Raw genomic sequence first — 23,344 nt, 5'->3', positions numbered from 1 at the left:
AAATAAATTTTATTGGTTTAGAAAGAAAACGGAATATTTTTTTGATTTAAAAACAAAAAAACAGAAGTTACCTCCTGCTTTTTTATGAATTTAATAAAAAAAAAGGTTATTTATGTTTGGATTCATTTACAAGTCTTTTTAAAATTGCCCATTGTTTGAGTGCATCACGAGCTTCAACGGCCGGATACCCTAGCATGGTTTTTCCTGCAGGAATATCTCCTGTTACACCGGAACCGGCACCTACAATCGCACCATCGCCTATGGAGGTGTGATCCTTTATAGAAGCGCTTCCGCCAATGATTACGCCATTTCCTAATGTTACAGAGCCTGCTAATCCACTGTTTCCAGCCATAATACAAAACTTACCTAGTTTGCTGTTATGCCCAATTTGGACTAGATTATCAATTTTACAGCCGTCACCTAAAATGGTTGAACTGAATTTGCCTCTGTCCACACAGGTATTAGCGCCAATTTCGACACTATTACCAATAATTACATTTCCAATTTGCGGAATTTTGACCAAACCTCTTTGTGGGTCAGGCCGAAAACCAAAACCATCCGCACCTATAGTCGCATTAGGATGCAAAATACAATCATTGCCAATGTGACATCGTTCTCTGATAACCGTTCCTGACCAGATTACTGTGTTTTTACCAATCGTACATTCATCTAGAATGGTCACATTAGGATATACAGTGGAGTTGTCTCCAATTATGACATTAGGTCCTATATAACAGCCAGCACCAATTCGGGCACCAGTGCAAATAGAGGCAGTTGGATCAATCACAGCACTGGGATGAATGTCAATAGTAAATACTGGTGTTGGTGGAGCAAAGAGTTCTAGTACCTGAGACATCGCTAAATCAGCATTTTTAACTTTTATGAAAGCTCTATTTTCTCCGGGTTCTATAGCAATATCTTCATTGACCACTGCCGCACAAGCATTGGAAGTAAACCATAATTTTTCGTATTTTTTGTTTCCAATGAATGAAATTTCGGAAGCGGTAGCCATTTCTAATTGTTCAGGAGCAGTAATGTTTTGGGTAGTATTCCCTATAATTACGCCATTAAGAATCGCATTAATTTCTTGGATTGTATAAGATTTCATTCCGTGTAGATTGGATTTGGTTGTTTAATATTTTTCAAATAAAAGAATTTAGCGTTGAAATTCCTAATCTTACTAATTTCTTTAACAGGAATAAATGGAGTGGTTATATAAATTGTGAATACAATATTGTAATTGTTCCTTATCCTTTGGACATGAGGAAATGCTGATTGATTACAATAAATAGCAAACAACAGTTAGCGGTAGAGACTTTGTTGATTGAATGGTTGGGGTTAATTATAAAACAAATAGCCGGTACTTAATTATAAGTACCGGCTATTTTCTATTTATTTGACTCGGATAAATTATCTTTTCACAATCATTTTTCCATTGTTTTCTCCTTTAAATAAACCAAGTAGCGCTGTAGGTAATTGATCAAAACCTTCTACTATAGTTTCTGTAAACTTCAATTTTCCTTCATTGACCCATTTTGATAAGTGTGCAATTCCTTCTGGAAAGTCTTTTTGAAAATTATTGATAATAAAACCCTGCATTAATACACTTCGGGTTAATAACATGGGTTGGATTCGGGGTCCCATTGGTATTTCGGTGCTGTTGTATAGGGAAATTTGTCCACACAAAGCAATTCTGGAATGAAAATTCAGGTTTTCGATAACCGCATCAGAAATACTGCCACCTACATTGTCAAAATAAACATCCACACCGTTTGGACATAATTTAGCAATTGTGGATTTCATATTGGTATTTGTTTTGTAATTGACGACTTCGTCATAGCCAAATTCTTCTTTTAGCATTTTTACTTTTTCATCAGAACCGGCAATTCCTATTACACGAGCACCTTGGATTTTTGCAAGTTGGCCTACTACTATCCCAACGGCTCCTGCGGCTCCTGATACCACAACGGTTTCTCCCGCTTTTGGTTTTCCAATTTGCATTAGACCAAAATAAGCGGTAAGTCCTGTCATTCCCAGTATTCCTAAATAATATGTTAGGGATTCTACTGTTGATTCAATTTTTTGCAGGCCTTTTTCAGAGGCAATCATTTGTTCGCTCCAAGGCAAAGCGCCCAGAACAGTATCTCCTGTTTTGAAAAGATCGGATTTTGATTCTACTACAGTAGCCAAAACTCCGCCCTCTATAGGTTGGTCTAATTCAAATTGAGGTACATACGATTTTCCTTCATTCATTCGACCGCGCATATAGGGATCTACGGAATAATACAATCCTTTTAAAAGGACTTCTCCTTTTTTTAGATCGTTTAATTCTATATTTTCAGATCTAAAATCATTCAATGTTGGAATTCCATTAGGTCTTGATGCTAATACGATTTGTTTCGTTTTCATTTTTTTTTGTTTAATAAAAACTCCATTAGCCATTAGCTAATGAAGTTTTGTTTCCTGTTTTCTTTTTTAAAACTAATTTATAGTTTGGTTCTGAAATCATTTATGATTCCCCCTTTTGCAAGTACGTTAATTTGACGATCACTTAAACTGTGTTTGGTTTCAAATTCTAAAGTGCTTCCGTCCCCTTTTTCGATCACTACTTTTATATTATTTCTATTGACAACATCTTCACGGAGGTTTTTAAAACGGATCAAATCTCCCTGTTCCATTTTGTCATAATCAGAAACGTTTATAAATTCTAAAGGCACAATTCCAAAATTGACTAAATTTTGCCAAGCAATACGGGCATAACTTTGGGCAATAACAGCCACTTGCCCCAAATATTTAGGAGCAAGAGCGGCATGTTCCCGACTGGAACCTTGGGCATAATTTTCTTTTGCAATAACGATATGTCCACCAAATTCTTTTTTAGATTTCATGGCTCGGTCATAAAAACTAGGATCGATCACACTAAAAGCATATTTACTGATTTCAGGAATATTACTTCTTAAGGGAAGTACATCGGCTCCGGCTTTCAAAATTTCATCTGTAGATACATTATCGCCCATTTTTAATAAAATAGGAATTCGATAGTCTTGTTGTAAAGCTTCAATTTCAGGAATCGATTTGATATTTGGACCTTTATGTAATTCAACTCCTAATCCATCTTTTAGGGGAGCCACGAGCATATCAGTATTGATAATTTCTACTTCAGGATTCTCAAATTTAGGATATTTCATGCCATAGATTTTTTCCATATCTCTAGGATCTGTGATTTTTCCTGTCAGGGCAGATGCAGCAGCCGTTTCGGGACTACACAAATAAACCTGATCATCTTCTGTTCCAGAACGACTTGGGAAATTTCGAGGCATGGTTCTTAAACTGATTGTTCCGGTAGCGGGAGCTTGCCCCATTCCTATACAACCCATACAACCTGATTGATGAAAACGAGCACCAGCAGTAATCAAATTTGCAAAAGTAAAATTCTTTAGCATGTTTTGAATTGTTTGTCTCGAAGTAGGATTGACATCAAATGAAACTGCACTGTTGATTGTTTTGTCTTTTACGATCACTCCGGCAATCCAAAAATCTCGTAATCCAGGATTTGCAGAAGAGCCTATTACGACTTGACCAATTTCTTTTCCGGCAACTTCGCTCACAGGAACTACATTTCCAGGACTTGTAGGCAGGGCAATCAAAGGAACTAAATCGCCCAAATTGATTGCTGCATATTCATCATAAGTTGCTCCTGAATCGGCAATTAATTCCGTCCAGTCAGATTCCCGATTTTGGGAAATTAAAAACCGTTTGGTTTCATCATCACTGGGGAATACAGTTGTTGTAGCACCTAATTCAGCACCCATATTGGCAATTACATGGCGGTCCATCACGCTCAGATTTTTCAATCCTTCACCATAATATTCTATAATTTTTCCCACTCCGCCTTTTACATCATAGCGTCTTAGCATTTCTAGAATGACATCTTTGGCACTAACCCAATCGGGTAGTTTACCGCTGAGTTCTACACCCATTACTTTTGGCATTTTGACAAAATAAGGTTGACCTGCAATTGCAGCTGCAACATCTAAACCACCGGTTCCAATGGCCAGCATGCCCAAAGACCCTGCAGCACAAGAATGACTATCGGACCCAACGAGTGTTTTTCCCGGTTTGCCAAAACGTTCCATGTGCACCGGGTGACTTACGCCATTTCCGGGACGACTGTACCAAAGACCAAATCTTTGTGCCGCCGAAAGTAAAAATAAATGGTCATCGGCATTTTTAGAATCCGTTTGCAAAAGATTGTGATCCACATATTGAACCGCAACTTCCGTTTTGGCTTTTTTTAGACCCATGGCTTCTAATTCTAATTGGACCAATGTTCCGGTTGCATCTTGCAATAAAGCCTGATCGATCCGGATTCCAATTTCCTGACCCGCAATCATTTCACCATGTAAAAGATGCGATTGGATTAATTTTTGACTAACGTTTAATTTTGACATATTTTGTGCGTTTAGATACTTTTCTTAAATCTAAAAATCGAGATATTGTTTTATTCTAGAACGGATCAGATATTCCACTGACACGAATTAATTTTTTATTTACAAATTCATGAATTCCAATTTCAGAGAGTTCTCTACCGTAACCAGAACCTTTGGTTCCTCCAAAAGGTAAATCGGCTTGTGTCCAAGTTGGGTGATTGATAAATACCATTCCAGAATCAATCTGATCAGCAAGTCGTTTTCCACGTTCGATATCTTTAGTAAATATGGATCCTCCTAAACCAAAATCAGAATCATTCGCCAAGGCAATTGCAGCAGCTTCGTCTTTTACTCTGTAAAAAGAGGAAACTGGTCCGAATAATTCTTCGTGATATGCTGGAATTTCAGGATTTAGATCCGTTAGAATGGTAGGTTCCATAAAGGCTCCCGGACCATCAACTCTTTTTCCTCCGAGTAAAACGGTAGCTCCAGCAGCAACTGATCTTTCCACTTGATCTACTAAGTGTAATAAAGCTTCTTCACTACTCAATGGACCTAATTCTGTATTTGAATCCATTGGATCTCCTACTTTTAATTTAGCTAGTTTAGCTGTGTACTTTTCGATAAATTCATCAGCAATAGCTTCTATAGCAATAATTCTTTTGGAAGCGATACAGCTTTGTCCATTATTGTTCATTCGGCCAACTACGGCCCATTCTACAGTTTTATCAATATCGGCATCTTCTAAAACGATTAAGGCATCATTACCTCCTAATTCTAAAACTGATTTCTTAAGGTTTTTACCAGCTTCTGCAGCTAAACTTGCACCAGCGGCTTCACTACCGGTAAGTGAAACGCCTTTGATTCTTTTGTCAGAAACAATGGCTGAAGCTCTCTTTCCTGAGATTAACAAATTAGTGTATAATCCAATTGGCGCTTGCGCTTCTTTAAATAAATCTTGAATTGCAATTGCACATTGAGGAACCATAGAAGCGTGTTTTATCAAGATAGTGTTTCCCACCATAATGTTTGGCGCAATAAAACGCGCTACCTGATAAAAAGGGAAATTCCAGGGTTGAACACCCAGTAAAACCCCAATTGGGCTTGATCTGATAATGGCTTCGCCAAGTTCAGGCTCTAATTTTTTATCGGCCAAAAAGGTTTCGCCATTTTTAGCATAATAATCTAATATATTAGCACTTAATTCAACTTCACCTTCTGCCTGTGAAAATATTTTTCCCATTTCGAGTGTAATCAAAGTAGCCAAAGCTGTTTTCTTCTTTCTCATTAAAGAAGCTACTTTGTTTAAAACAGCCGCTCTTTCAGAATATGATGTTTTTTTCCAATCTTGGAAGGTATTGGCAGCTTGTACAATGGCATCATCTACTTGCTTGTCGGTCATTTCATCAAATGATTTCAAAACTTTGTTTGTTGCGGGATTCGTTGTTTGTATGGCCATAATTCTAATATTTAAAGAAGATTAATTTTTGGCTTCTGCCAAAAATAATTTATACTGTAAAACAGATGGTTTTAGCATGTATAATTCAATAATTGGTTAGGAAATTTTTACGAAGTAGATTGGTTTTTTTGAAAAAAATAAAATTGTTCTAGTTTGTAATAACAATTATTGAATAACAAAGATAAAAATATTATGAGGAATAAGACTTACATAATTCCCACATTAACTTTTTTTTATGCGTAAAGTAAACACATCTAAAAAGCCTTCTTTTTAAATGTTGTTTCTTTTCGTCTTCCTTTTTTTACATTTGGATGGATGGTGCTAATTTTTACTTTTTTTAATTAAAACAAGACAAGAAATAGTAATTATAGCGGTTTAGATTAATACAACAGGATATTTTTTAAATTAATTTTTCTTCATAATAGTGTTACTTTCAAAACAGAAAAAAATTAGCATTGAAAATGGGATGCAATTGTGGGTCGTGAATAATTACTAAGCAGAAAATAATACCGTTTTCTAATGGCTTTAGAAAAAAAGGTAAATAGTAGTATGATGCCTTAAGTAACATGATAAAATGTAGCCGTTAAAAAAGGGGTTTATCTATAAAAAAAATCCCACCGACTTTAAAGCCGGTAGGATCTGTTTTATTTTAACTAAATGGTATTTTATTCCTCTTCCTTTTGTCCCATCATCATTAGATAAGCTTTCAGGAACTCATCAATTTCTCCATTCATAACGCCGTCAACGTTGCTGGTTTCATAACCGGTGCGAACATCTTTGACTAACTTATAAGGTTGCATGACATAATTTCTGATTTGGGAACCCCATTCTATTTTCATTTTACCAGCTTCAATATCAGCGCGTTGTGCCTGTTTCTTTTTTAACTCAATTTCGTACAATTGAGAGCGTAACATCTGCATGGCACGCTGTCTGTTGTCTTGCTGCGATCGCGTTTCGGAACATTGTATTTGAATTCCGGTAGGTTTATGAAACAATTGTACTTTAGTTTCCACCTTATTTACATTTTGTCCACCAGCTCCGCTGGATCGCGAAGTCGTGATCTCAATGTCAGCAGGATTGATGTCAATTTCGATGCTATCATCTACCAGTGGATACACGTAAACGGATGCAAATGAGGTATGACGTTTGGCATTGCTGTCAAAAGGAGAAATTCGTACCAGTCGATGCACGCCGTTTTCGCCTTTTAAATATCCAAAAGAATAATCGCCTTCAAATTCGAGTGTTACGGTCTTGATACCGGCAGCTTCTCCTTTCTGGAAATTCAGTTCTTTGATTTTGTAACCGTATTTTTCGCCCCACATCATGTACATGCGCATGAGCATTTCGGCCCAATCACAACTTTCGGTTCCACCGGCACCAGCAGTAATTTGTACCACAGCACTCAAAGTATCCCCTTCGTCCGAGAGCATGTTCTTGAATTCAATGGCTTCAATATGCGCTTGAGTGGCGTAGTAATGTTCGTCTAATTCTTCTCCGGTAAGTTCACCTTCTTTGTAAAAATCATAGGCAAGTTGCAATTCATCCGTCATTTCGACTGCTTTATTGTAATCTTCAATCCACTTTTTCTTATTTCGCAGATTTTTTACAATGATCTCAGCTTCTTTTGGATTGTTCCAAAAATCAGGGGCAAAGGTTTTTTCTTCTTCGTTTGAGATCTCAATTAGCTTGGCATCAACGTCAAAGATACCTCCTCAACGCACCAAGGCGCTCTACAATACCTTTAATTTGTTCGGTAGTTGTCATAAAATTATATTAATTTGGTTGGTCTGTTTTCAATAATTTATCAAAATTGCTGCCGTGTACTACAATTAGTGTAGTTTTAACGGAACTAGTTGGAATTAATAAACGGTATTGTGTAAATTTGTGGCACAAAAATAGAAAAATTTTACGAAGGGACAATTCGCGAATTGTCCGTACTGAAAATAAAAATAAATATGGAAATAAATTTAGTTAGCGACACAATCACGAAACCTTCACGTGAAATGCTGGTTCATATGTTAAATGCTGAAGTAGGCGATGATGTTTACAAACAAGATCCTACAGTTATAGCCCTAGAAGCCAGAGTTGCTGAGATGTTTGGTATGGAAGCGGGTCTTTTTTTTCCCTCAGGAACGATGGCCAATCAAACAGCGATAAAATTGCATACCCAACCCGGAGAACAATTAATTGCTGACAAATATGCACATGTATACCATTATGAAGGCGGCGGTGTTTCCTTCAATAGTGGCGTTTCTTGTTGCTTATTAGACGGAAACCGCGGAATGATAACTGCAGAGCAAGTGGCTGGAGCCATCAATGATCCGGAGTTTTACCACAGTCCTTTAACAAGTTTAGTTTGTGTAGAAAACACCACTAATAAAGGTGGCGGCGCTTGCTATGAACTGGAAGATTTGCAAAAAATAAAAAAGGTTTGTGATGCTAATAATTTGAAATTTCACCTGGATGGCGCCCGAATCTGGAATGCTTTGGTAGCCAAAAATCAAGATCCAAAAGCATTTGGTGAATTATTTGATACCATTTCGGTTTGTTTGTCTAAAGGTTTGGGAGCACCAATTGGTTCGGTGTTGTTAGCGGACAAAGCCACGATTCACAGAGCATTGCGAATTCGAAAAATATTAGGTGGCGGAATGCGTCAGGTAGGCTATTTGGCAGCAGCCGGAATTTATGCCTTGGACAATAATATAGAACGCCTTGCTGAAGATCATAGGCGAGCGAAAGAAATTGCCGAAGTTTTGAAAAAGGTAAGCTGGGTTGCATCAGTAGAGCCGGTTGAAACTAATATTTTGATTTTCTCGTTGGTTCCAAATTGTATCGAAAAGAATTTAATTGAATTGTTAAAGCAAAAAAATATTTTAATCAGTTCCATGGGGCATGGAAAACTGCGAATAGTCACGCATCTTGATTATAAGGAAGTTATGCATACCTATGTATTGGAAACCTTGCAGAAGTTAGTATAGTTCTTCTTGGAGAATTTGTTTAAAGTTTAAGGTTTAAAGTTTTTATCGTGATCAAAAAACGTTAAACCTTAAACTTTAAACTTTTTTATTTAAACAAATCTTCCATTCCGGGAATCATTGGCATATCCATTTTAGTAACGACATCCAGTTCGCTCTGATTGACATTTGTCGCTTTTTCGATTGCTTTATTCAATACTAAAATCAAATAATCTTCCAGTTGCTCTTTATCTGCTAATAGAGTGTCGTCAATAATAATTGATTTTAGGGTTCTGTTGGCAGTCAAAGTAACTTTCAATAAACCATCAGTGCTTTGTTCGTCTATAAGAACAGTATCTAAACGTTTTTTTGTGTCTTCTATCTTTTGTTTGGTCTCTTTAAGTTTGCCCATCATTCCCATTAAATCCATGTTTTAATTTTTTAAATTAATTTGATTTACAAAATTACTATATTGCATAGTTATAATCAATAAAATATTCATGAAAAATAAACTCGTCTTAAGTTGTCTTTGTGTTATTTTTGCACCATCAATTACTAATATAAAAGCGCAACAAATGTCAAAAAATATTCCTTCTCCCGTAGCTAAAATAATTCCAAAAACTTTAGAAAAACACAACCAAAAACGGGTAGATAATTATTTCTGGTTAAACGAGAGAGAGAACCTGGAAGTGATTGATTATTTGAATCAAGAAAATACGTATTATGAAGCCATGACTGTGGATACAAAAGGGTTTCAGAAAGAATTATACGAAGAAATGAAAGCCCGCATCAAGGAAGACGATCAATCGGTTCCTTACTTATACAATGGTTACTATTATATCACGCGTTTTGAAACCGGAAAGGATTATCCCATTTATTCCAGAAAAAAAGGAAGTCTTACCGCTACTGAGGAAATTTTATTCAACTGTAATGACTTAGCTAAAGACCATTCTTACTTTCAATTGGGTGGTTTGAGCGTGAGTCCGGACAATAAATTTGCGAGTTTTGGTATTGATACCGTTGGAAGACGTATTTATACGATACAAATCAAAAACTTAGAGACGGAAGAAATTCTTTCGGATAAGATTGAAAATGCTACTGGAAGTTCTGTTTGGGCCAATGATAATAAAACGATATTTTACACCAGACAAGATAAAGTTACCTTGCGGTCTGATAAAGTTTTTAAACATAAATTAGCCACAGATTCAGCTACTGATATATTAGTTTTTAATGAAAAAGACGATACGTTCAATGTTTCTGTAGGCAAAGAAAAATCAAAAAAATATATTGTAATAGGCTCCGGAAGTACCTTAACAACCGAGTACAGAATTTTAAATTCAGATACTCCAGATGGAGAGTTTGTGGTTTTTCAACCAAGGGTTCGCGGCTTAGAATACAGTATTTCTCATTTTGGAGATTCTTTTTATATCATGACCAATAAGGACAAAGCAACTAACTTCAAGTTGATGAAAACCCCTGAAAACGCTACTGCAAAAGAAAATTGGAAAGATGTCATTGCGCATCGAAAAGACGTTTTACTGGAAGATATCGAAATTTTTAGAAACTATTTAGTTGTAGAAGAACGTTCCAATGGTTTGAACCACATTCGTATTATGCCTTGGAGTGGAGAAGGAGAATATTATTTGCCTTTTGGAAGCGAAACGTATAGCGCATATACGACGACAAATGTGGATTTTGATACTGATATTTTGCGTTACAGTTACCAATCATTGGCAACGCCATCTTCAGTTATTGACTTTAATATGAAAACCAAAGAGAAAGAAATCAAGAAAGAGCAACAGGTTCTTGGGGGTAAATTTGATAAAAATAATTATATCGAAGAGCGTGTTTGGGCCACAGCAACAGATGGTACCAAAGTACCCATTTCTATGGTGTACAAAAAGGGGTTGAAAAAAGATGGGAATAATCCGGTATTGCTTTATGCCTACGGTTCATACGGCGTTACCATGGATGCTTATTTTTCATCTACGCGTTTGTCAATTTTGGATCGAGGATTTGTATTTGCCATAGCACACATTCGCGGTGGTGAAGATTTAGGAAGACAATGGTATGAGGACGGAAAATTATTGAAAAAGAAAAACACCTTCACTGATTTTATTGATTGTTCTAAGTTTTTGATTCAGGAAAAATATACTTCACCAAAACATTTATATGCCGAGGGCGGTTCAGCAGGTGGATTATTAATGGGAGCAGTTGTCAATATGGCGCCGGAATTGTACAACGGAGTAATTGCGCAGGTTCCTTTTGTAGATGTTATCACCACGATGCTTGATGACACGATTCCGCTTACAACAGGAGAATATGATGAATGGGGCAATCCAAACGAGAAAAAATATTATGATTATATGGCATCCTACTCTCCTTATGACAACGTAAAAGCTCAAAACTATCCTAATATGTTCGTTTCTACCGGACTTCATGATTCACAAGTACAATATTGGGAGCCTGCCAAGTGGGTTGCAAAGCTCCGTACTCAAAAAACAAATGATACCGTTTTATATCTTAATACGAATATGGATGCGGGTCACGGCGGTGCTTCAGGTCGGTTTGAAGCCTTAAAGGAATTAGCAAAGGAATATAGTTTTTTATTAGATTTAGAAAAAATTAAAAACTAAACAGCTTTTTTTTGTTAAATTTGTAACTTTCGAGGTGTAATTAGAAATTGCTGCAACTAACTATTTTTTTATGAAAAAAAAAGTAAACGCTTACAATAATGTCTTAGAACTTATAGGTAATACTCCTCTTATTAAGTTAAATAAAGTCACTGAAGAGTTAGAAGGTGCTTTTTATGCAAAAGTAGAAGCTTTTAATCCGGGACATTCCTCCAAAGACAGAATAGCATTGCACATAATTGAAGAAGCTGAAAAGAGAGGTGTTTTATCTCCTGGTGATACTATAATTGAAACAACATCCGGCAATACGGGTTTTAGTTTAGCAATGGTGAGTATTATAAAAGGATATAGCTGTATTCTGGCTGTTAGTTCTAAATCATCTAAAGACAAAATAGACATGCTTCGCAGCTTAGGCGCTAAAGTGTATGTTTGTCCGGCGCATGTTTCTGCTGATGATAAACGTTCGTATTATAATGTTGCCAAACGTTTGCATGAAGAAACGAAAGGCTCGGTGTATATCAACCAATATTTCAATCAGTTGAATGTTGATGCGCATTATAAGTCTACCGGTCCGGAAATTTGGAAGCAAACAAATGGAGCAATCACACACTTAATTGCTTGTAGTGGAACAGGAGGAACTATTTCCGGTACTGCAAAATACTTAAAAGAACAAAATCCAAACATTAGAATTCTTGGAGTCGATGCTTTTGGATCCGTATTAAAAAAGTACCATGAAACTGGAGAATTCGATAATGATGAAATTTATCCGTACCGAATAGAAGGTTTAGGGAAGAACTTAATTCCATCAGCAACGGATTTTGATATTATTGATAAATTCATGAAAGTAACTGACGAAGAAAGTGCTCATGCGGCTCGAGAAATCACAAGGAAAGAAGGTTTATTTGTAGGATATACTTCAGGAGCTGTTTTGCAAGCCATCAAGCAATATGCTGATGAAGGAGAGTTTGATGTTAACAGTGTTGTTATTGCCATATTTCCAGATCACGGTTCTCGTTATATGAGTAAAGTATTTAGTGATGATTGGATGCATGAACAAGGTTTCTTTGACAGTATAAACCAAGAAGAAGTTCAAAAAATAGAAATGATAAAATAAGTTGAAATTATAAATAAAAAGTCCCATTAGCTTTTGCAAATGGGACTTTTTTATTGATCATATAAAGAAGAATACTTTTTTGGTTAATCCAATAATTCAGGAGTACTAAGTATTAATTCGATTTTTTTAATAGTGATCGTGATCTGGCTCATTTGTAATTCTATGTTTCTAAAAAAGAGACTAATATCTCTGTTGACCCAACTTTCAGAAATAACTCTTGCTCCCAAACTAATTCTTAAAATAGCACTTTCAATTTCAGTAGTATATTTTACATTAACTGCTTGACCAATATGGCATTTTTGGGCAGCAAGCCGAATGATTTCTAATGAAGAACCTTCAAACTGATCCGATAAATCAGTATTTAATAACGTATATAATTTTTTTACGTTATCAACAGATAAAACTTCATTATCTTTAAAAATAAAGAAAGGAAAAATGGTACGGATATTTCGTATTCCAAATTCTTTACTGCTGTAACTCTTCGTTTTTGTTTCATCACCATAAATAGGCTGTAAAAAAGTGGCTTCTTTTATGGAATCATCAACAAAATTGCAAAACATCTCAATACCCATATTTCGATATAAAACAGGTGTTTTGTAGTATCTGTCCATTTCAACTACGGCCGCATTCCAGCGCATATAGGAACCATAGTTATACCCATCGGATAATTCATTGGAACAAAAACAAGAAGCCGGCCAATCAGAATGATTGTAATATTGGGTTAAACCTTTGGGCAATGTGTTTTTTACAGAATGTATTAATTTGTTGACACTTTTAGGTAAAATTAATGCACCGCAGTATGGAGGGCCCGTGAAAAATTTACTTCCTGTTATAGTAACAATATACCCTTTGTTTAAATAATTTTGTATGTCTTTTGGATCTAATCTAAGCTGTGAGCCATCTACAATAATCTGAATTGATAAATTTTCAAGTGTATTTAGTTTTTTTATAAATTCGTCACTGGGAGATTGATACCCTAATTTTGATTGGTCCATAGTATGTAACACTATGTGCCTGCCTTGATTTTTGGTCTTGATAACGGCATCAAATACTTCCTTATCTAATTGAGCAGAAGATTTTGATGCGCCATTTTCATCTCGAAAAGGGATTTTAATTAAATCAACCTCTCTAAAGCCTTCAATTTTAGTGTCTTTTTTAATTGGATAATTTAGTGCAGTAGTGTTTTCAAAGTGGCATCCTTTTAAGGCGGCAGCAACGCCACTACCAGTTTCATCAGAGGCCACCAAAATGTGTGTAATTTCTTTGTCGGAAATAATTTGTGTTATAGCTGCTATTTGCAGCGACGAATCGGTACCTGATGGAGAAAAAATTATTTCACATTCCTCATTTAATTTAAATATTTTTCTAAGGTTATTTTTTAGTAATTCAGAAAACTCGGTAGTAGTATTTTTAAAACTGTTTTTCAAGCTGTTTCTAATTAATATACTTCTCACTTTATCGGTTTTATCAAAAGCAAAATTTGAAACGCTGGACGCCGTAGATGAGGCAAAAGTAAATGCATCAGGTCTTGGGAATGGGCGACATCCGTATTTGTTTAGCAAATGAATTTCGTCGATATTCAATCTAAGATCTCCTCCAGACATTAATAAGTATTCGGTGGGTTTTGCTAGATTTTCAATAATAGGTTTCCAAGATTCTTTGAGTTCAGTATTTAAATTTTTTAAACCATGGAAAGATTGTAGCTCTTCGTTTATTAATGAAGATTCTGTATTTAAATAGGTATCATTTTTGATTAAATTAATTAAAACATAATCAAGATCTTCTAATTTTTCTTTATCATCTTTAGGTAGTAAATTATAAAATATTCGAATCACTTCAAGTGCAGCGATATCGCATAAAACAGCCTCTTTTTTTTCGTTATTCAACGCTTTGTACCATAACTGCCATTCAATACCATATCTTAAATAAACTAGAGCTAAAATAGGTTTGTTCAAAAAGGACGAGCCAATTATAATCGATTTATTGGGTATAATTTTGAAAATAGTAGGCTCACTAGTTGAGGTGATTATATTGATGTTATTTATCTTTGGTACAGTATTAAACCTTTTTAAAATACGCACTAAATAGTTTACATTTTCTTTTTCAAATAAACTGGTTCTTTTATATTGATTTTCAATTAGAATGTTGTTTGTCATATATGTTATAATTTAAAACGTTCCTTAGAACGATATTCTGTATTAGGAATATTTAGTTAATTCACTACACGCATTCAATCAGGGACTACATTCTGCTGAAAATTGTCACAAAAAATAATTTTCCCTTTTATTCTTAATATTCAATGATGGTGCTCTATTTTTAAATAATTATGCTCTCACTTGCTGGCTGTTTCGCTTGTTTTTTGGGCGTCGCATTTATCAAAAAGTAGGCAAATATAAGAAACTTGATATCAGGAAAAAATATATTAAAAATACTCGTTTGCTAAATCTCTTCGTGTTAATTGTAGACCGTGAATTAAACTTATATTCACTAAATAATGGAACTTATATTTTTTAATTAAATATTGTATTTTTTTATTTTTTATTTATTATTTGAGCACCTGATAAAAAAGGATATGGGATACTCCAGAGGACATTTAAAACAATAAATGACCGAGGCTTAATTTTAAAGTCATACATTTTCAGGCAAAAAAACTCCAGCCGAAGCTAGAGTTTTAGTTATTGTAGAAATTAAGTTTATGCTTCTTCCATAGTATGATACACGTTCATGACATCATCGTCTTCTTCCATTTTTTCAATTAATTTTTCTACATCGGCCATTTCAGCTTCCGATAGTTTTTTAGTAATTTGGGGGATTCTTTCAAATCCGGAAGAAAGAATTTCCAGTCCTCTGTTTTCTAATTCTTTTTGAATGGTTCCAAAACTTCCAAAGGGCGCATATATTAAAATACCATCTTCGTCTTCAAAAACTTCTTCAGCACCAAAATCGATTAACTCTAACTCTAGTTCTTCAGGATCAATTCCGTTTGCCGGGATTCTAAAATTACAGGTGTGATCAAACATAAATTCAACTGAACCTTGTGTTCCCAATGTGCCATTGCATTTGTTAAAATAACTCCTAACATTAGCCACCGTTCTGTTATTATTATCAGTAGCAGTTTCAACCAGAATGGCAATACCATGGGGTGCATATCCTTCAAATAAAACTTCTTTATAATTGGCCGTGTCTTTATCGGTTGCTTTTTTAATGGCGCGTTCCACATTTTCTTTTGGCATATTCACTGCCTTAGAGTTCTGGATCACGGCTCGTAATCTGGAATTGGCATCAGGATTTGGTCCGCCTTCTTTTACGGCCATTACAATATCTTTTCCTATTCTGGTAAATGCTTTGGCCATTGCTGACCAACGTTTCATTTTTCTTCCTTTTCTAAACTCAAACGCTCTTCCCATTTCTATTTCTTATTTTGAACTGCAAAAATACAGTTATTCTAAACTTTATCCAATGATTTTATTTCTTGTAAAAAGGTAATTTTACCACTTTGGCAGGGACGTCATTTTTACGGATTCGGATAAAGATATCGCTTTCCAAAGCACTATTTTCTGAAGTTACATACCCCATTCCTATTCCTTTATTCATTGAAGGTGACATCGTTCCCGAAGTTACAATTCCGATCACATTTCCTGTTGCATCTACAATTTCGTAATCGTGTCTTGGCACCGCACGTTCCTGCATTTCAAAAGCAACCAGTTTTTTAGAAACACCCGCTTCTTTTTGTTTTTTTAGATTTTCTGAATTCGTGAATTCTTTTGTGAACTTTGTAATCCATCCCAAACCAGCTTCAAGTGGCGAAGTCGTGTCATTAATGTCATTTCCGTACAAACAGAAACCCATTTCCAATCGCAACGTGTCACGAGCTGCAAGACCAATTGGCTTGATTCCAAATGCCGCACCTGCTTCAAAAACTTTAGTCCAAATTTGTTCTACTTCTGAATTTTTGCAATAAATTTCAAAACCTCCAGAACCAGTATATCCTGTAGCCGAAATGATTACATCTTTGATACCCGCAAATTCACCCACTTCAAAATGGTAATACGGAATCGCAGATAAATCTTTTGAAGTCAACGATTGCATTGCTTCAACCGCTTTTGGCCCTTGAATTGCCAATAATGAATAATCATCCGAAAGGTTTTTCATCTCCACACCCAAATCATTTTGAGCCGAAATCCAATCCCAATCTTTCTCAATATTCGACGCATTTACTACTAATAAATACTGCTCATCTTTCATTTTATAAACAAGCAAATCATCTACAATTCCACCATCATTATTTGGCAAACAAGAATATTGCGCTTTTCCGATAGTCAAAGTCGAAGCGTCATTTGTAGTCACTTTCTGGATCAAAGCCAATGCATTTGGACCCGTAAGCAGGAATTCACCCATGTGAGAAACGTCAAAAACACCCACGGCATTGCGCACCGTTTCATGTTCCGCATTCACTCCTTCATATAAAATGGGCATATTGTATCCGGCAAACGGTAGCATTTTTGCTCCCAAACTCTCGTGTATGTGCGTAAGCGCAGTATTTTTCATTGTGTTTTTCTATAAAATTTAATTTTGCTAATTTATTGATTTTATTTCGGGTGACAAAGGCAGAGCGAAGCAAAGTTTAAAGTTTCAAACGTTTTCGGAACAATCTGTACTGTAGGATTTGTAATAAGTATTTTTAGGAGCTATTTCCTGCTTTTCACTGCAATCTTATTATTCGCCAAAAAGGCGTATAATAAGGATTTTCGTTATAATCAGGGCTAGGGAATTTCGGTTCAAATAACGAATTTGTTTCCTATTAAATTCGTAATTTTAAACAAATAAATTTCCATGACGAATCCTATTTATATTGACCAAAAAGAAATTCTAAAACGCCTCAAACAACCAGACAAACATACCCACAAAGGTATTCAAGGACACGCTTTAATCATTGGCGGAAGTTACGGCAAAATAGGAGCAGTGAGCTTATCCTCTAAAGCAGCTTTGAAAACCGGCTGCGGATTAGTTACCGTTTTCATTCCGAAATGTGGGTACGATATTTTACAAATCTCAATCCCAGAAGTCATGGTTTTAACTGACAATCAGGAGAAATCAATTTCCAATATTACTTTCGACATTACACCACAAGCCATCGGAATTGGTCCTGGATTGGGTCAGGCCGTAGAAACCCAAAATGCGCTGCATCAGTTTTTAAAAACAAATAAAACGCCTTTAGTGATCGATGCCGATGCACTGAATATTTTATCCCAAAACAAAGAATGGTTTTCTTTAGTACCGCCCAAAACAATCTTAACGCCACATCCCAAAGAACTGGAACGATTAATTGGAAAATGGCATTTCGAAGAAGAAAAAATGAATAAAGCAATCTCTTTCTCCAAACAACACGAAATTATAATCGTTATGAAAGGTGCACCCACCCAAATCATTGATGGTAAAACTTTCTACGAAAATACCACCGGAAATGCTGCGCTTGCAACCGCTGGAACGGGTGATGTTTTGACGGGAATGATTACAAGTCTCTTGGCACAAGCCTATGAACCCATTAGTGCCGCAATTCTTGGCGTGTATCTTCACGGATTAACCGCGGATATTGCCTTGCCAGAAACGGGCTATCAATCTTTTATCGCTTCAGATGTAATTGCAAATATTGGAAAAGCTTTTTTGAGTATAAAAAACTTGGAGTAGTATTTTGTCTTTTACCATTTCATTTTATTTCTTTTCCTTTTGTCATTCCGACGAGGGAGGAATATCATTGTAGTTTCCGGTAATTTTTTTATGAATAGCTAATTTATTCAACTTATTATTGATACAATTTAGCAATAAAAAATATTCTTGATAAGGTTAATTTTTCGTCAGACTGACAGATTGTTAGCAATCATTTTACAAAATAGACACGAAATTCTTCTCACTTATTTGTAAGTTTGTATCCAAGCAAAATTGCTTTATCCAATTTGATTATGGAAAAAATACCCCATCTTAGAACCGTAAATGTTACACGATACATCGCTCCTTTGCGGGAAGGTGGCTCTTTGCCCGCGCTCGCTGAAGCCGATGACGATTTTAAATATGTACTGAAATTCAAAGGTGCCGGACATGGCGTAAAAGCCTTAATTGCCGAATTAATCGGTGGAGAAATTGCTCGTGTATTAAACTTGAAAATGCCGGAACTCGTTTTTGCAAATCTCGACGAAGCTTTTGGCCGCAGTGAAGCCGACGAAGAAATTCAGGACTTGCTTCAAGGGAGTCAGGGTCTGAATTTAGCCTTGCATTATTTATCGGGAGCCATAAATTTTGATCCTGTTGTCACGTTGGTTAACCCAAAACTAGCTTCCCAAATTGTTTGGTTAGATGCTTTTATCACCAATGTGGACAGAACCTTTAGAAACACCAATATGTTGATCTGGCATAAAGAATTATGGCTTATTGATCACGGCGCAAGTCTTTATTTTCATCATTCGTGGACCAATTGGGAAAAGCAAGCACAAAGTCCTTTTGCACTGATTAAAGACCATGTTTTGTTGCCTCAGGCTTCTTTATTAATAGAAACTGATGTAGCATTCAAAAAAATAATGACTGACGATGTATTGCAAAATATCGTGAATCTGATTCCGGAAGTATGGCTCCATTGGGAAGATACCGATGAAACTCCGGATGCAATTCGGGAAGTCTATTTTCAGTTTTTAATAACACGTTTGAACCATTCCGAAATTTTTATAAACGAAGCACAAAATGCAAGAAAAGCACTTATATGAGTATGCCGTAATCCGGGTTGTGCCTAGGGTAGAACGCGAAGAATTCCTCAATGTGGGTATTATTCTGTTTTGTAAAAAAGCAAAATTCATCAAGGTTTTGTATGCAGTAAATGAATCCAAACTCCAAGTTTTTTCGGATGATTTGGATATAGAACAATTGCATTTAAATATACTGGCATTTGCCAAAGTAGCGCATGGCGAAAAATCAGGAGGACCAATAGGACAATTTGATATTCCATCGCGTTTCCGTTGGTTGACAGCACTTCGCAGTTCCGCCATTCAAACCTCAAGACCACATCCAGGATTGTGTGATGATTTAGAACAAACAACACAACGCTTGTTTGAAGAAATGGTGTTGTAATAAAATCTAAGAAAGACTGTTTAAGTGGCGCGCGAGGTGCATTCCCATACTAAAACAAGCTTGCAAGAGATAGCCTCCGGTAGGTGCATCCCAGTCGAGCATTTCACCAATGCAATAATTACTTTTTTTATCTTTTAGTTGAAAATTTTCGTCCACAGCATTCAGTTGGATACCGCCTGTTGTTGATATCGCATCGTTCAATAACGCAGCACCGGTAATTTCGAGGCTTAATTTTTTAATATTTTGAGCCAATAATTCTGGATTCAAGTAGATTTCTTTCGAAAGGTATTTTTTCAAAAGTCCAATTTGCGCGGGACTCAATTTTACTTCTTTCTGTAATGTTTCGCTCGTCTTTTTAAAAGTTGATTTTCTAATTTTGTCAAGCAAATCTTCATGACATAAGGTTGGTTTGAGATCTAGGAAAATTGTAGCTTTTTGTTGGCTTTCCAATTCTTCCCGAATGTATGGACTAAGTGCATAAATAGCATTTCCTTCTAAACCGAAACGTGTGATAACCGCTTCGCCTTTTTGTCTTTTATTCAAACAGCTAATCGCAATATTTTTAAGCGGACTGCCTTCATGTTCCAAGATGAAATCTTCCGGCCAGTTCACCCGATACGCACAATTCGAAGATTGAAAAGCAACGATAGGAATATTTTCCCTTTCAAATAAATCTAGCCAGGCACCATCAGAACCGGTGATCTTCCAGCTACCACCGCCCAGGGCAAAAATGGTATAGTCGGATTTTATTGCTGTATCTGTATTGAAAACGATGTCATCTTTGTTCCTCCAGCCCGTCCAGGTGTGTTGGTATTGAATAGCGACACCTTGCTTAGTCAAAACATCCAGAATTGCGTTGAGTACTGTTATGGGTTTGATGCCACTTTCAGGATATACTCGTTTGCTACTGCCAATATAGGTTGGGATACCGATGGTATCTATCCACTGTCTAAAGTCTTCATTATCAAAATCAAGCAATGCTTTTTTCAAAAAATGAGGTGGTGTATAGCGTGCAATCAATTCAGCAATGGGTTCCGAATGGGTGAGGTTAAATCCCCCTTTTCCGGCCACCAAAAATTTCCTTCCCAGTGTTTTGTTTTTTTCGTAGACTGTAACCTTGAATTTCTCACAATCCAATAATGCAGCCAGTATAAGTGCTGCGGGTCCTCCTCCAATAATTGAAACTGATTTTTTCACGTCACAAAAATAGGTTTTGTTTTACCCATAAATGCCGTTACGTATTTTATATTAGCCAATGTATATGTAAAAAATAAAAAAGGCTGTTCAAAATTATTTTGAACAGCCTTTTTAGAAATTTTTTATCCACTAATATTTTGCCGACTCTCCGGCTTTCGGCAAGGATTGTTTTATAAATTGTCTGATATCCTCGTTGGCAGTTTCTAAATCTACTTTTCTCAAATACATCATGTGCCCGCTTCTGTAACCTTTCCAGGACATTCGATCTTTTAGTCTTCCGCTTGGATCCATTTGCCACATGTTGTATTTTGAATTGAAATAATCACAAGCCCCATCATAATAGCCGGACTGAACCATTACATGCAAATACGGATTTTGAGCCATGGCTTGTCTCAGATTTTCTCCAGTTTTATCATTGGAATCATCCCAAGGCCGCACAGAACCAAACATATTGTATTTGAAATCGGTTTTGTAATTCAAATTATTGCGCAAGTACATATTGATGGCAGGAGTAAAGGAGTGGAGCCAAGAAGTAAGTTCGGCATTAAAATCAGGACTGTCACCAGCGGTTTTACGGTCAATTCCTTTGTAACGAGAATCTAATCTTCCTACGGTAAATCCTTGATCGCGCAACAATTCTTTCCAGAAATAATCATAGGGAACATCTAAATTATTTTGTAAAACCACTTTTTCCGAAAGTCCGGAATAGCGCGCAATTTTGGATGCCATTTCTTTTCTTTTTTGATCGTCCAATGCGCCTCCTTTGCTCATTGCGGGAAGCAGTTCATTTATGGTAAATTCTTCTACTTCAGGCAGCATATCCGTTAAATCTTTGTTCTGTAAATCAGCAGGTAATTTTTTATGGAACCAAGCCGTAGCAGCAAAATAAGGCAGTTTCAGTGCAGCTTCAGAAGCGACTCCACGAGTGATTCCCAATTCAGTTGGCGATACTAAAATAACGCCGTTCAAATACATCCATTCACTGTTTTGTAATTCTAGTGCCAATCCGGAAACACGCGTAGTACCATAACTTTCACCAATGAGATATTTGGGTGAAGCCCAACGATTGGTTCGGGATACAAATCCATTAATCCAATCAGCAAGGTATTTAATGTCGGCATTTACACCAAAGAATTTAGTGGTTGGTATTTCTTTACTTGTCGCTCTTGAATAGGCGGTATTAACAGGATTTACAAAAACAATATCGGCAACATCCAATATCGAATATGGATTTTCCTTGATTCCATAAGGCTGTAAGGGATAACCTTCATCATCAATATTAATTAAAGTGGGACCCGTATAGGCAATTTGCATCCAAACCGAAGCGGAACCTGGACCGCCATTAAAGGAGATGACTAAAGGGCGGGCAGCACGATCTTTTACATCAGAACGCTCATAATACGTGTAAAATAATCCGGCAATTGCTTTTCCATCCTCATCCCAAACCGGCATCGTCCCAGTGGTGGCTTTGTAAGGCACTTTTTGACCTTTGATAGTTGTGCTGTGTTCTGTTATGACCTGCGAATCCGGATTGAAAATAAGATTTGCAGCTGAATATTCTTCTTTTGAGGCAGGAGTAGCTGCTGGTGTTTTTGATGGTTGGGCATGCATTGTCGTAAAAAATCCAACTAAGAGCAACGATAGTACTGTTTTTTTCATAAAGAGATCGGTTTGAGGTGTTTTTAACAACAATTTTTTGATAAAATTTAATTTCACTAATGTATTGTTTTTTATTGGAGCATCTATAAAAGAATGCAAAATTGTGATTTTAATGCGTTTGACCTGTCATTCAAGCACATGGAATAGGAATCAAATAACTGTTGTGTTTGCCCTGATTTTCTGATTACCTTTGCATCATGGATAAAATTTTTCGTCCCAACCCTAATTCTTTCAAAAATACTTTCTGTGTATTTGATGAAATTTCTATTGATGCTATAAATGGATTGAAAATTCAGTATGACAGCAAATCGGGCAGTAAATATTATTATACTAAAACGGGAATGTATCGGTTGTCCAATCATTGGGGACGATTAGCTAATAGCAAATGGCGATTAGAACCTTTAGAACCAGAAACAATTTCTAAAATTAAATTGGGTTATGCTTCTTGGGATCGTTTTTATCCAGATAATGCTATAGAAGAACTCTATTATTTAGAAGCAAATTATCTAAAGAAAACAGTCAATTACCAACACAGAAATAATCCAAAGTATGATAAAAAAGCGATCTTGAGAACCAGTTTTGAAACCACTAAACGCATCAAGCAGATCCGGAATTTATTCAATCTGACTTCGTGGGCTAACTATTTTGATTGCGACGATATTGATCTTTTGAGAGAGAAAATTATCAATCAATTAATTTTTACCACTAAAACGTTAGAGGAAATAAAAAAAGAATTTATTTGATGCCAGCCACGGAATCATCTGAAAAATATTGATTTTTCG

Annotated in this window: 18 protein-coding genes; 7 read left to right on the top strand and 11 right to left on the bottom strand. The window is 36.0% G+C overall.

What is annotated here, in order from left to right; translation table 11 throughout:
- Window positions 1-106: 106 nt before the first annotated feature.
- From lpxD to prfB, 5 genes are all read right to left on the bottom strand, one after another.
- Complete coding sequence (gene lpxD / locus EKL98_RS08510; protein ID WP_126562041.1) at window positions 107-1,108, bottom strand: UDP-3-O-(3-hydroxymyristoyl)glucosamine N-acyltransferase; 1,002 nt, start codon at window positions 1,106-1,108, stop codon at window positions 107-109.
- Window positions 1,109-1,410: 302 nt separating this feature from the next.
- A complete protein-coding gene (locus tag EKL98_RS08505) occupies window positions 1,411-2,409 on the bottom strand; it encodes an NADP-dependent oxidoreductase (protein WP_126463350.1) in 999 nt (332 codons plus the stop codon).
- Between the two features lie 77 nt (window positions 2,410-2,486).
- Window positions 2,487-4,451 carry an aconitate hydratase gene (locus tag EKL98_RS08500; RefSeq protein WP_126562040.1) on the bottom strand — a complete coding sequence of 655 codons (1,965 nt, stop codon included), beginning with the start codon at window positions 4,449-4,451 and terminating at the stop codon, window positions 2,487-2,489.
- 55 nt (window positions 4,452-4,506) lie between these two features.
- Window positions 4,507-5,889, bottom strand: a complete 1,383-nt coding sequence (locus EKL98_RS08495; RefSeq protein ID WP_126562039.1) for an NAD-dependent succinate-semialdehyde dehydrogenase — start codon at window positions 5,887-5,889, stop codon at window positions 4,507-4,509.
- Window positions 5,890-6,554: 665 nt separating this feature from the next.
- Window positions 6,555-7,653 (bottom strand): peptide chain release factor 2 gene (gene prfB, locus EKL98_RS08490; RefSeq protein ID WP_126456165.1). Its coding sequence is split into 2 segments (ribosomal slippage): window positions 6,555-7,589 and window positions 7,591-7,653, totalling 1,098 coding nucleotides; the frame shifts between segments, so codons are not numbered across the junction.
- 191 nt (window positions 7,654-7,844) lie between these two features.
- Here prfB and EKL98_RS08485 point away from each other — a divergent pair.
- The gene (locus EKL98_RS08485) at window positions 7,845-8,867 is read left to right on the top strand and encodes a threonine aldolase family protein (protein WP_126456163.1); all 1,023 of its coding nucleotides are present in this window, start codon (window positions 7,845-7,847) and stop codon (window positions 8,865-8,867) included.
- 85 nt (window positions 8,868-8,952) lie between these two features.
- Here EKL98_RS08485 and EKL98_RS08480 read toward each other — a convergent pair whose 3' ends face one another.
- Complete coding sequence (locus EKL98_RS08480; RefSeq protein WP_126562038.1) at window positions 8,953-9,273, bottom strand: YbaB/EbfC family nucleoid-associated protein; 321 nt, start codon at window positions 9,271-9,273, stop codon at window positions 8,953-8,955.
- 70 nt (window positions 9,274-9,343) lie between these two features.
- Between EKL98_RS08480 and EKL98_RS08475 the strand changes: the two genes are divergently transcribed.
- Together EKL98_RS08475 and EKL98_RS08470 are read left to right on the top strand one after the other, a co-directional pair.
- Complete coding sequence (locus EKL98_RS08475; protein ID WP_199740690.1) at window positions 9,344-11,479, top strand: S9 family peptidase; 2,136 nt, start codon at window positions 9,344-9,346, stop codon at window positions 11,477-11,479.
- A 70-nt stretch (window positions 11,480-11,549) separates the two neighbouring features.
- The gene (locus EKL98_RS08470) at window positions 11,550-12,590 is read left to right on the top strand and encodes a PLP-dependent cysteine synthase family protein (RefSeq protein WP_126463342.1); all 1,041 of its coding nucleotides are present in this window, start codon (window positions 11,550-11,552) and stop codon (window positions 12,588-12,590) included.
- An 83-nt stretch (window positions 12,591-12,673) separates the two neighbouring features.
- Here the strand turns inward: EKL98_RS08470 and EKL98_RS08465 are convergent, their stop codons facing one another.
- The 3 genes from EKL98_RS08465 to gcvT all read right to left on the bottom strand — a co-directional run bounded on the left by EKL98_RS08465 (window position 12,674) and on the right by gcvT (window position 17,138).
- Window positions 12,674-14,746 (bottom strand): hypothetical protein, encoded by a 2,073-nt coding sequence (locus EKL98_RS08465; protein ID WP_126562037.1) that lies wholly within the window; start codon window positions 14,744-14,746, stop codon window positions 12,674-12,676.
- A gap of 537 nt (window positions 14,747-15,283) precedes the next feature.
- Window positions 15,284-15,997, bottom strand: coding sequence for a YebC/PmpR family DNA-binding transcriptional regulator (locus tag EKL98_RS08460; protein WP_126454832.1), 714 nt, complete (start codon window positions 15,995-15,997; stop codon window positions 15,284-15,286).
- A 58-nt stretch (window positions 15,998-16,055) separates the two neighbouring features.
- A complete protein-coding gene (gene gcvT / locus EKL98_RS08455) occupies window positions 16,056-17,138 on the bottom strand; it encodes a glycine cleavage system aminomethyltransferase GcvT (protein WP_126516245.1) in 1,083 nt (360 codons plus the stop codon).
- A gap of 285 nt (window positions 17,139-17,423) precedes the next feature.
- On the opposite strand from gcvT, the gene EKL98_RS08450 reads away from it, so the two are divergent.
- From EKL98_RS08450 to EKL98_RS08440, 3 genes are all read left to right on the top strand, one after another.
- Complete coding sequence (locus tag EKL98_RS08450; RefSeq protein WP_126562036.1) at window positions 17,424-18,278, top strand: NAD(P)H-hydrate dehydratase; 855 nt, start codon at window positions 17,424-17,426, stop codon at window positions 18,276-18,278.
- A gap of 272 nt (window positions 18,279-18,550) precedes the next feature.
- A complete protein-coding gene (locus EKL98_RS08445) occupies window positions 18,551-19,345 on the top strand; it encodes a HipA family kinase (RefSeq protein WP_126562035.1) in 795 nt (264 codons plus the stop codon).
- On the top strand, window positions 19,323-19,706 hold the full coding sequence (locus tag EKL98_RS08440) for a DUF3037 domain-containing protein (protein WP_126562034.1): 384 nt from the start codon (window positions 19,323-19,325) through the stop codon (window positions 19,704-19,706). Before EKL98_RS08445 ends, EKL98_RS08440 begins: the two co-directional genes overlap by 23 nt.
- Before the next feature lie 6 nt (window positions 19,707-19,712).
- Here EKL98_RS08440 and EKL98_RS08435 read toward each other — a convergent pair whose 3' ends face one another.
- Window positions 19,713-20,903, bottom strand: a complete 1,191-nt coding sequence (locus tag EKL98_RS08435) for a BaiN/RdsA family NAD(P)/FAD-dependent oxidoreductase (RefSeq protein WP_126562033.1) — start codon at window positions 20,901-20,903, stop codon at window positions 19,713-19,715.
- Window positions 20,904-21,032: 129 nt separating this feature from the next.
- Window positions 21,033-22,562, bottom strand: coding sequence for a S10 family peptidase (locus EKL98_RS08430; RefSeq protein WP_126562032.1), 1,530 nt, complete (start codon window positions 22,560-22,562; stop codon window positions 21,033-21,035).
- A 197-nt stretch (window positions 22,563-22,759) separates the two neighbouring features.
- Between EKL98_RS08430 and EKL98_RS08425 the strand changes: the two genes are divergently transcribed.
- Window positions 22,760-23,305 carry a hypothetical protein gene (locus EKL98_RS08425; protein ID WP_126463326.1) on the top strand — a complete coding sequence of 182 codons (546 nt, stop codon included), beginning with the start codon at window positions 22,760-22,762 and terminating at the stop codon, window positions 23,303-23,305.
- Window positions 23,306-23,344: the final 39 nt, after the last annotated feature.

Source organism: Flavobacterium bomense (genome assembly GCF_003970355.1).
The sequence above is the reverse complement of the archived record's forward strand: the minus strand, read 5'-3'. Positions and strand labels throughout refer to the sequence as shown.